9 protein-coding genes are annotated in these 10,601 nt (G+C 67.1%); 2 read left to right on the forward strand and 7 right to left on the reverse strand.

The genetic code is table 11. From position 1 onward, the window contains the following. The 5 genes from VNS22_RS23985 to VNS22_RS24005 form a co-directional block, all read right to left on the reverse strand. The coding region (locus tag VNS22_RS23985) for a GumC family protein (protein ID WP_325736998.1) at window positions 1–1,524 on the reverse strand (1,524 nt) is incomplete at its 3' end. Continuing rightward, window positions 1,524–2,813, reverse strand: a complete 1,290-nt coding sequence (locus VNS22_RS23990) for a hypothetical protein (RefSeq protein ID WP_325737000.1) — start codon at window positions 2,811–2,813, stop codon at window positions 1,524–1,526. The genes VNS22_RS23990 and VNS22_RS23985, both read right to left, overlap by 1 nt. After that, window positions 2,810–3,964, reverse strand: coding sequence for a glycosyltransferase (locus VNS22_RS23995; protein WP_325737001.1), 1,155 nt, complete (start codon window positions 3,962–3,964; stop codon window positions 2,810–2,812). The genes VNS22_RS23990 and VNS22_RS23995 overlap by 4 nt, the downstream gene beginning before the upstream one ends. Before the next feature lie 98 nt (window positions 3,965–4,062). Further along, a complete protein-coding gene (locus VNS22_RS24000) occupies window positions 4,063–5,265 on the reverse strand; it encodes an acyltransferase (protein ID WP_325737003.1) in 1,203 nt (400 codons plus the stop codon). Between the two features lie 100 nt (window positions 5,266–5,365). Further along, window positions 5,366–6,700 carry an O-antigen ligase family protein gene (locus VNS22_RS24005; RefSeq protein ID WP_325737005.1) on the reverse strand — a complete coding sequence of 445 codons (1,335 nt, stop codon included), beginning with the start codon at window positions 6,698–6,700 and terminating at the stop codon, window positions 5,366–5,368. 287 nt (window positions 6,701–6,987) lie between these two features. Between VNS22_RS24005 and VNS22_RS24010 the strand changes: the two genes are divergently transcribed. Further along, on the forward strand, window positions 6,988–7,698 hold the full coding sequence (locus VNS22_RS24010) for a polysaccharide deacetylase family protein (protein ID WP_325737006.1): 711 nt from the start codon (window positions 6,988–6,990) through the stop codon (window positions 7,696–7,698). Here the strand turns inward: VNS22_RS24010 and VNS22_RS24015 are convergent. Further along, window positions 7,667–8,566 (reverse strand): glycosyltransferase family 2 protein, encoded by a 900-nt coding sequence (locus VNS22_RS24015; RefSeq protein WP_325737008.1) that lies wholly within the window; start codon window positions 8,564–8,566, stop codon window positions 7,667–7,669. The genes VNS22_RS24010 and VNS22_RS24015 overlap by 32 nt on opposite strands. 314 nt (window positions 8,567–8,880) lie before the next feature. On the opposite strand from VNS22_RS24015, the gene VNS22_RS24020 reads away from it, so the two are divergent. Then, window positions 8,881–10,137: a glycoside hydrolase family 5 protein gene (locus VNS22_RS24020; protein WP_325737010.1), complete on the forward strand. Its 1,257-nt coding sequence runs from the start codon at window positions 8,881–8,883 to the stop codon at window positions 10,135–10,137. Window positions 10,138–10,180: 43 nt separating this feature from the next. On the opposite strand, the gene VNS22_RS24025 is transcribed toward VNS22_RS24020, so the two are convergent. Further along, window positions 10,181–10,601, reverse strand: a 421-nt coding sequence (locus tag VNS22_RS24025) for an SDR family oxidoreductase (protein WP_325737012.1), incomplete at its 5' end; no start/stop codon positions are given.

The following is a 10,601-nucleotide window of genomic DNA, read 5'->3' on the forward strand; positions in this document are numbered from 1 at the left end:
CGGCAGCCGCGCCACCACCGGCCGCCCGGTCAGCCGCTCGACCTGGCGCGCCGAGCGCACGCGCGGATCGGCCCGGTCGCGGACCAGTGCCAGGAGGGCCGCCAGCGCGCCCGAGCCGATGAAGCCGACGATCGGGAAGAACAGGAACGGCGGCGTGCCCGACTGGAGGTCGGGCGAGGCCTCCGCAATCAGCTCGACGTCCGGCTGGACCAGGGATCGCTGCTCGGCCAGGAGCTTGCGCTGGGTCAGCATCTCCTCGTACAGGCGCCGGTTGACATCCGCATCGCGCTTCAGGTTGGCGATTCGGACCATGGCGTGCTGGTCGCGCGCGATCTGGTCCTGCGCGGCTTTGATCTCGTTGCCGATTTCCCCCGCCTTGACACGCAGGAGGTCGAGGTCCCGCACCACTGCCGCCAGGCCGCGCTCTGCCTCCTCACGGATCGTGCGGCGCAAGGCGATCTCATCGGCCTGCAAGGCCTGCACCGACGGGTGCTCGGGCCCAAAGCTCAGGAGGAGTTCCGAGCGCCGCCGCGCCAGGCCGGCCGCCTCCAGTGCCAGTTGCCCGGCGGTCTGGCTGTCCAGGGCGCGGGCGAGCGCCACCGGGTCGCCGTTCGCCTGCATTTCCTCTAGGGCGCGCACACGCGCCTCGGCCACCGCAATCTGGCTGCGGGTGTTGATCAGCTCCAGGTTGAGGTCGGCGATCCGCCGTGACAGCACCTCCTCGGTCCCGTCGACAGGCAGCGCATTCTCGGCGCGATAGGTCTCGAGCTGGCTGTCGGCCCGCTCCACCTCGTCGCGCAGTTCCGCCAGCCGGACCTCCAGATAGGTTCCGGTGCCACCCGCGGTCTGCAGTTTGGAATCGAGCTGGTGGCGGATATAGGCACGGGCCGTCTCGTTGACGATCGCGGCGGCCAGCACCGGATCGGCGGCCTGGTACGACAAGGTCATCGCATAGCTCTGGCCCACCTGCTGGACACTGATGTCCTCGGCCAACCGCTCGATGATCTCGTCTCGGGTGATCTGCTCCGCAGGCTCGTCCGGCCCGGCGCGCAACAGCCGCCCGAGCTCGTCCAGCCAGTCCGTGTACGGCGCCGCCTGCTCGCTCAAGAAAGCCACCAGCCGGCCCTTCACGCTCGGCGGGTCGAGGAAGTCCGGGTTGTCGGCCAGCCCCAGCCGGTCGACAACCTCGCCCAGCACGACCGGTGCGAGGATCACGTGGAGCTGCGTCTCCAGGATCGGCATGTCGCGGATCAGCTGCCCCGGAATCGTGCCGAGATTGGGCAGCGGCGCGTCCTTGGGGTTGAGCGCCATCATCGCCGTCGCGGTGTAGCGCTCCGGGGCGAGCTTCCCATAAAGGCCGGCGAGCAGCGTCACCGGCAGGACGATGGCCGCGACCAGGAGCTTGTGGCGCCCGAGGACGCGCAGGATCTCGGACGGGCCGGGGAACTCGTCGAACGCGCCGGTGAACATCGCCCGGACGCCGCCCGCCGCCTCGGGCCGCGCTTGACCGCTACGGACGTCCATCAATGCCATCGCGTCGAGCCTTTGCTGGGCAGGGTCGGCGCCGGCCGCACCCGGTCGACATGCCTGCGGATGATGAGGATCAGGGCTGCCAGCGCAGCCCCTTCGCCGATCGCGACGACCAGGATCGTCGAGGTGGCGGTGCCGGCCAGCACGGCGATCGCCAGGCCCACGAAGATGGTGAGCATCGCGATCATGCTGGCATAGAAGGACTGGCGGAACAGCGGCACGCACTGCGCCTCCAGGCTGTAGACGGTGCGCAGGAGGCCCACCAGCGTCGCCAGGCCCCATAGCGGCAGGGCCGCGCCGATGCCAAGATAGTCGGCGGGCAGGACGTGGAGCGACAGATAGGGCCAGCCCAGCCAGAGCAGCACGAGATAGGCCAGGGTAGCGCCGATGAAGCCCAGCGCGCTGAGGTTGGCATAGCGCATCGCCGCGGCCGGGCGACGCTCGGCGAAGTCCCGAGCCATCGCTGGCCGGGCGACCTTGCTCCAGGCGCTCCCCAGCAGGCCCACCGGGCGCATCAGGGTCAGGGCGGCCTGGATGACGCCCAGGTCGGCGACGCTGAAGAAGGTGCTCACTGCCAGGACATGGCCCCGGGTCTGCATCTCCGACGCGGCGGCGCCCATCAGCGCCCAGCGCGCGTGGTCGTCCCAGAGCCGCCGCAGGCGCCGCCGCACCTTGCGGTCGAACCGCAGGGCGAAGTCGCCGGGCTGGCGGATCAGCGTCGAGGCGCAGGCCAGCACCGTGGCGAGGCACAGCGTGCCGACCACCAGCATCATGCTGATCTCGATCCCGGCCCAGACCGCGCCGGCCAGGACCACCAGGACGGTCAGGGCCTGCAGCAGGTCGTTCAGCAGGACCTGCCCCGCCTCCCGCCGGGTGAAGTGGTAGGTTCGCACATGCTCGCGGCAGATCTGCAGGGCGACGAACAGGCCGCAGAGCAGAGGCGTGGCCCAGCGATGGGCCTCGCTGAAGAACTCGAACCCGATCGCGGTCGCGACGCCCACCAGCACCGCCACCCCGACGGCGACCAGCCAGGTGGTGGCCAGCACTTCCTGCCGTTCCGCCGGGCCGGTGGCACGGACAAGCAGCAGGGCCAGTTGCGAACCGGCCAGGGCCTGGTGCGCTGCCAGGCCGGTGAGCGAGACGCTCAGCACGATGGCAAAGGCGCCGAACTTGCCGGGCGCCCACTGGTGGATCAGCCAGAAGGTCAGGATCAGGTTGGTGGCGCTGACCACGATCTGGTCGGCCATCGACAGCACCAGCGGGCTGCGGAGGCGGCCGATCATGGCACCAGCCCGAGTTCACGGTTGTAGCGCTCGACATGCGGCCCCGCGGCAAACCGGGCCGCGATCTGGTCGTGCTGCGCCAAGAGCGCGGCGCGCAGCGTGCCGTGCCGGTCCAGCAGATCCTCCAGCCCGGCCAGGATCGAATCCACCGAGGTCGGATCGCAGCCGATGGCGGCCTCGATGCCGTCGACGAAGCCGTCGATGCCGGTGCCGCGCGAGTAGAGGATCGGCACACCGCTCAGCATCGCCTCGACATAGACCATGCCGAAGGTCTCGTTGTGGCTGGGCAGGCACATGACGCCGTAGCGCGGCAGTCGCGCCAGCAGTTCCGCATGCGGCAACGCCCCCACCAGCCGTGCCTGGCCGGTCAGGCCATGCCGGGCGATCAGCGCTTCGATCTTGGCGATCGTCTCGGGCCGGCCGCGGCCCACGATGTCCAGCGACTGGCCGGGCCGCCGCCTCGCCAGGCGCGCGAAGGCCGGCAGCAGGCGGTCCAGCCCCTTCTTCTGGTAGATGTCGAGATGGAGGATGGTCACCAGGCGGTACGGATCCGGCACCGCATCCGCCGCCAGCCGCGTGCCCGGGCAGAAGTTCGGCAGTTCCCGGCCCAGGGGCCGCGCCTCGGGAAACAGCCGCTCGATCTGCGCACGGTACCACAGCGACACGTAGTAGAGGCGTCGGCTGTGCCGGACGATCCGGCGGATCAATGGGCGGTAGTGCGGCAGATAGCGCAGGATCTTCGATTCGGCCTCGGCACGGACCGAGCAGACCAGCGGGACGCGCAGCCAGCGGGACAGGAGATAGCCGCTGATGCCCTCGAAGCAGAGCTTGTGGGCATGGATCAGATCGACGCTGATCCGCTCCTGCTCCAGCAGTGCCCGGATGCGGCGCGCCACCTGCACCATCGCCGGGAACAGCAGCGCACCGAACGGCAGGCCCCAGTAGCGCATCGAGTAGACCGACGGGTCCCCCGCGCCATCGCCATGGATCAGGCCTGCCTGCCTCGGATCGGCGGTCCGGGTGAGCGCCACGACCACATGGTCGACCGCGGGATTCGCCTTGACGAAGTTGCGGATCGCGACGGTCTTGGTCCGGTCGAACGCGTCCGGATAGTCCACGGCTAGGTGGAGCACCCGCTTGCGTGATGGCACGACAGGCGCTGCCGTCGTCACGGCCATGTCCGCCGCGGTCCGGGAGCGTGGGAAGAGGCTCTGGGCATGTCTATCGCTTCCCAGGAAGGTCTGGTCTGTCATCTTCCGGTGAAGGACGTGCTCAGGACCTGCTCCCCGCGCTCGCCACCCGGCAGGTCGACCGGCTGGGCCGTCCCTTCGGCACCGCCGCCGGAAGCGACGCCATGCGAGCCGAACCGCCGGCGCAGCCCGGCAAAGGCACCGAGCACGAAGCGGTAGGAGGGATAGGCCGCGCCGATGGCGAACGCGAAGCCCAGCACCGTCGCCACCAGCCTGTCCGCCATGCCCATGGAATCCGGCAGCTCGTGCCCGCGCAGGAGTGCGTAGAGCTGGATCGGCATGAAGTGCCAGAGATAGACCCCGTAGGACAGCTGGCCCAAAACGCGCAGCGGCCGGATCTCCAGCAGCCGGATGAGCGATGCGAAGGCCGGGGTATAGAGCGCTACGGCACAGAGCAGCAGGCCGATGCCCTGGACGGTGTAGCGCAGCGTTTCCCGGAACTCGGGCGAGCGGATCACGATGGCGGCCAGCAACAACGCCAGGCCTGCCAGCATCGTTGCGACCGGCACGCGCTGCAGAAAGGTGATCCGGGCGACGTAGATCCGCCCGAGCAGGGCGCCGATGCAGCCGTAGGCAAGCGAGTCCATGCGCGCTTCGGAAGCGTAGTAGTTATAGCTGTCCGGCAAGCTGCCGAAGGCGACGATCCGGATGGTGAGCGACGCGACGCAGATCGCCAGCAATGCCACGAGCAGGCGCCGTGGCCAGGCAACCGTCGCTGCCAGTAGGAGCGGGTAGGTCAGGTAGAAATGTTCCTCCACCGCCAGCGACCACAGGTGGCCGGTGGTGAACGGGTTCACAATGTCCTCGTGATAGAAAATTTTCAGATAATTGGTAAAGTAGAACAATCCGCCAAAGAAGTACGCCCACGAGATGCTGCCGAGAAATATCACCGAAAGGAGGGCACAGATGAGCACATAGAGGAACATCTCCGGAGAAAGCCGGAGATAGCGGCGAACATAGAACGGGACGATGGCAATCCGCCCGTTGCGGTCGAACTCCGTGCACAGCAGGTTGGTGATCAGCAGCCCGCTGATGAAGAAGAAGATCGTCACGCCGAAGCCGCCGGGCACGACGTGGCCGAAGCCGGCATGGGCCACGATCACCATGGAGACGGCGATGGCGCGCAGCCCGTCCAGGCCCGGGATATAGGTCGCGTTGGGCACGGACAGACCACGCTGATAGGCCTCCCGGATCGAGATCATCGACTTGATTCCATGTATGCGCATGTCTGCGTCGTCTTGCTTCCGCCGGGCACCACGCTGCCCGGCAGGCGACCGCCCTGCCCTGCCTGCCCTGATCGCGTCATCGGAGCACCGACCGATCCGCTGCTGCCCGCGCCGGGATGAGCAGCGCGAACAGGAGGAACAGCCATTGCGGCGAGAACCCGCGCAGGAACGAGCTCTCCGACAGGTTGTGGATGAGCGCGAAGATGATCAGCAGCCATGACAGGCGGTGGGCGACGGGCGCGCTCAACCTCACCCTGGATGCCAGGGCGGCCCCCTGTGCCAGGGTGATGCACAGCAGCGCCAGGCCGACGAGCCCGACGGACAGGATCAGGTCGAGGAACCCGTTATGCGCCTGGTTGAGCAGGCGGATGAAGTGGTCGGGCGCCGCCAGATTCGGCGAACTCGGTCCGACGTTCCAGAAGGACTGCAGGCCATAGCCGAGCAGCCAGTGGCCCCGCAGGGATTCCAGCACGAACAGCCAGATGGAGGTACGCCCGGTGAAGGTGGCGTCCGGGCTGATCAGCGCTGCCAGTTCCAGCGGTGGAATGCCCATGCCGAACACGACGAAGGCCAGGGCAGCGCCCGCGATCACCGGTACGAAAACGAAATAGATCCCGATGCCCAGCCGGGTGGTGCGGCCGGCCAGGACGAGCACGGCATAGATTGCCGGGACCAGGACCACCAGGGCCATCGAGGTCTTGGACAGCGACATCACCAGAAGGAGGCCCCAGCCCGCCAGATAGGCCAGGTTGCCCAGCCTGGCCCGCCGGCTCGCGAAGATCGGCCGGATCGCCCCGCCATACAGGATCGCCACCGCGGCCAGTGCGCCCAGGCCGTTCTTGTCGAGGAAGAAACCGCGGAAGGCGTGCCGCCAGTCATAGGACGTCGGCAGGGGCAGCGCCGCCAGGTGGAACAGCAATGTCACCACGAAGCCCAGATAGAGCATGCGCAGCAGACGATCGACCGATGCGGCCCCGCCGACGGCTGCTGCAATGCAGAAGACCACCATGGCCTGCTGCAACGAGCGCCGCAGGGCGATCGGCGGCTCCAGTGCCCAGAGCGTGCTCAAGATCCCCCAAGCAGCCATGGCGAACAGCCACGGATTGGCCGCAATGAGGACACCGAGCCGGGACTGCCATCGCGGCAGGATCGCCAGCAGGCTCAGGCCCGAGGCTACGAACCAGAACAGCTGGTTGACGGTATTGCTTGCAGACGTACGGGCGACCTCGGCCGCAAGCTCCAGATCGCCGAAGTCGGCGATGGTGAACTGCGGCGTCAGCACGAACCCGGTGTAGAGCACCAGCAGGACGATCAGCAGGTCCGCCAGCGTATCGGCACGGGTCAGCCGCCGCAGGAGCCCGACCGGCTCGCGTACCATGAGCGGCGAGGATGACTGGTAGAGTGAGAGCACGCCGGTCCTTCAATCCCGGTAGGCCGGGTTCAGCCAGTTTCCGGACCAGCGCCAGATTTGGTTGGAATTGACTCCTGATCAATACCCCTTCAGCGTCGCGGGTGGAGCTTGCACTGTCGCTAAGGCCGCCTGCTATCCTGGGAATCCCAGTGCCGACCATGGCTATTCGCAGATCCTTCTCGCCGCGACGACCGCCGCCAAGTCGGTAGGCCGACAATCCTGGGAAGCCAGAAGGTCATCATGCCGAGTTGCGCTCGACGCGAAGGTACCGCTCCATGATCGGCACCATGAACCCCCTGCTTTCGCGCCTGTGGCCCGGGCGCCTGGTCGTCACCTTTCACGGGATCGGCACCCCGGCACGGACGCTCGATGCGGGTGAAGCCCCCTACTGGGTAGAGGCACCGGTGCTGGCAGCGGCAATCGATCTGGCGGCAAAGGGGCGCCTCGAGATCACCTTCGACGACGGCAATGAATCAGATGCGCGCATCGCCTTGCCGATGCTGCAGCGTGCCGGCGTGACCGCGACGTTCTTCGTGCTGGCCGGACGTCTGGACAAGCCGGGCTCGCTCAGCCGTACGCAACTCCAGGAGCTCGCCCGGGCGGGAATGGCCATCGGCAGCCACGGCCACGACCATGTCGACTGGACCCGGGCGGATGATACCGACCTGCGGCGTGAACTCTGGGATTCGCGTGCGGCGATCGAGGACTGTCTGGGTGCTCCGGTCGATTCGGTCTCGGTGCCGTTCGGCGCATTCGACGCACGGGTCCTGCGGCTGGTGGCGCAGGCCGGCTATCGCCACGTCCATACCAGTTCCGGAACACTTGCCCCGCGGCAGGGCTGGCTGGTGCCGCGCCACACGATCCGACAGGACACGCGCCTGGCGCAGGCCGTCGAAGCCTGGACATCCTGGCGGGCACGCCTGGTCTCGGCGCTGCGCAACGAGTTGCGGGGCCATAAGTACCGCTTCAGTACATCGACGGCAGGTCCCGGCCGGTGAGCTGGCGCAGCTTGCCGAGATTCATCCAGCCACGCTGCTCCAGATAGAACGCGCGGCCGGGGCGTAATCTGCGGAGTGCTGTGCCAGCGGCGAACGCGACGGCACACTTGGCGGCAGCATCCAGGTGGAACAGGAGCCCAGCCAGGTCGCGGCCCTGGCCGCCCTTGAGCCGGAACTGCGCATAGGACTGGCCGGAGCGCAACGCGCGACGACGGATATAGGCAGGTGCCAGCCTTGCCTGCGGCACTTCCTCGTAGATGCGGGCATCGTCGGTGGCGACCAGCACCGCACCCGCCAAGTGCAGGCGGTGGAAGAACTCGGTGTCCTCGCCGCCGCTCTTGCCGAGCTTCGGATCGAAGCGCAGCCCCAGCCGCTCGACCAGGCTACGGCGGATCAGGACGTTGCCGGACCGGCCGGTGTCCAGGCGCTTGCCGCGCGGCCCCCAGTCCACGAACAGCGGGTTGGCGTCGACCAGCCAGGCCGGTGTGTCGGCCGGGTATTGCGGGAATACCGGCCCCACCACCACGTCGGCACCGAACTCGACCTGGGCGGCGAACATGCGCACGAGCCAGTCCGGCTCGACCCACTCGTCGTCGTCGACGAACGCCACCCATTCGCCATCTGCCGCATCAAGGCAGGCATTGCGCGCCAGCGAGATGTTGCCGGCCGCCACCGGCAGCACCCGCACTGGCAGAGCCCATGGTTGCCCCGCCGCCACTCGGGCCGCAGCCGCACCATCCCGGTCATCGTCGGCGACCACGATCTCGACCCGGTAATCCGCAGGAATCTGGATCGCGCACAACGAGGCGAGCGTGCGCGACAAGCAGGGCCGTCCGAGGCTGGCAATGCCGATGGTGACGTTGCTCATGGCGCGCTTGGGGTCATCCCGAGTTCCCGTCCGGGCCACGCCGGCAGCGCCGGCCATCGGCCGCAGCATAGCGGCAGGCGCTATCCCGGAAAAGTCGATGAACCATCCCAGCCGGTCTTGCCCCGATCCATCATCGTCGAACAAATGACGGACACTCTTCACTTAAGAGGCGACCCGAACCTCTTCAGGATAAACTTTAAATAGAAGTAATCGCCCATAGCAAAGCAGTCTTCACGGTCGTTGATCTGGTGAGATCCACCGTTGGCGGGGGCTGCGACAATGACGACTACTGACAGCCCGCGGCAACGCACAGCATGAACTGTTCATTGCGGTTTTCTGACTGGATTTTTCAGAGAGGCAGTCATCGACCCTCCCTCATGACCACGGACACATGGCCCAATTCTCCGGGCGGATCACACAAGGGCGCAAAGAGGATGCCTCGGTTCCTGAACCTGTTGTTTGCGCTGTTGCTAGCGATAGGCACCGCCTGGACCAGTGCGCCGGCACAGGCGGCTACACCCAATCCGATCCCACCAGGCTACCTGAAGACCTACGGGAACAAGATCCGTGACATGCAGAACCACAACATCCGGATTCTCGGGGTGAACTGGTTCGGGATGGAGACGGCGACGATGTCGCCCCACGGTCTGTGGGCGCGCAACTACCAGTCGATGATCAGCCAGATCGCGTCGATGGGCTTCAACACCATCCGCCTGCCCTTCTCCGCGGCGATGCTTTCCGGCACCGCCGCCGATGTCGGCGGAGTCCACATGTGGCTGAACCAGGAGTTCCAGAACAAGACGCCGCTGCAGATCATGGATGCCGTGATCGCCTATGCCGGCCAGGAAGGTCTGCGGGTCATCCTGGACATGCACAGCCTGGAGCCCGACGGCAACGACGGCAAATGGTACAGCGCGACTCGCACGGAGGCCGACTGGATCAACAACTGGAAGTTCCTGGCCAGCCGCTACGCGAACAATCCCACGGTGATCGGCGCCGACCTGCTGAACGAGCCCTCCGGCACCTGGGGCACCGGTGATGCGGACGACTGGAAGCGCGCCGCCACCGCTGCAGGCAATGCCATCCACTCGGTCAACAACAAGTGGTTGATCATCGTCGAGGGCCTGCGGGTCTGGAACAACACCTGGTACTGGTGGGGCGGCGGCCTGCAGCCGGTCGCGACCATGCCGATCACGCTGAACACGCCGAACAAGCTGGTCTACTCCGCCCACGACTATCCGCCGTCGGTGTTCGAGCAGCCCTGGTTCGCAGACCCGAACTACCCGAACAACCTGCCGAGCGTCTGGGAATCCCACTGGGGCTTCATCGAGACGCAGAACATCGCGCCGATCTTCCTCGGCGAGTTCGGCTCCGGGCTCGAGACCAACCGCGACATCCAGTGGGCGAACAAGCTGGCCAGCTATATTGCAACCAAGAAGCTGGACTGGGCCTATTTCGCGTTCAACGCCAACGGCCTGCCCTATATGGGCGTGCTCAACGCCGACTGGACGACGATCCATCCCAGCCGGCAGACCTATCTCCTGAACCTCATCGCGAATACGAAGCTGTAGCCCCGGCGGCCGGCGGCGTCGCCTGTGGCGCCGCCGGCACCATTCAGGCCAACAGCAACCCGGCGTCGACCGGCACGGTATGGCCGGTAACCATCCCCGTGCCGAACGCCAGGAACAGGATGACGTCGGCCAGGTCCGAGGGCTGGTTGCGGCGCTTGAGCAGGGACAGCTCGATCGAGCTGGTGCGCTGCTCGTCGGTCCACTCGACCATCCAGGGGCTGTCGACCGCACCCGGTGCGATCGCGTTGACCCGTGCCTCGGGGGCCAGGGCGCGGGCGAGGTCCTTGGTCAGGTTGATCAGGGCAGCCTTGCCAGCACTGTAAGCGATCGAGCTGCCCACCCTGCCAAGGCCGGCGATCGAGGCGGTGTTGACCACGGAGCCGCCCCGTTCCTTGAGCGTGGCTGCGGCCGCCTTGGTGCAGCGGAATACGCTGACCAGGTTCACGTTCCAGATGGTCGACCAG

It is taken from the genome of Geminicoccus sp., assembly GCF_035556675.1.
In the GTDB taxonomy this organism is placed as follows: Bacteria; Pseudomonadota; Alphaproteobacteria; order Geminicoccales; family Geminicoccaceae; genus Geminicoccus.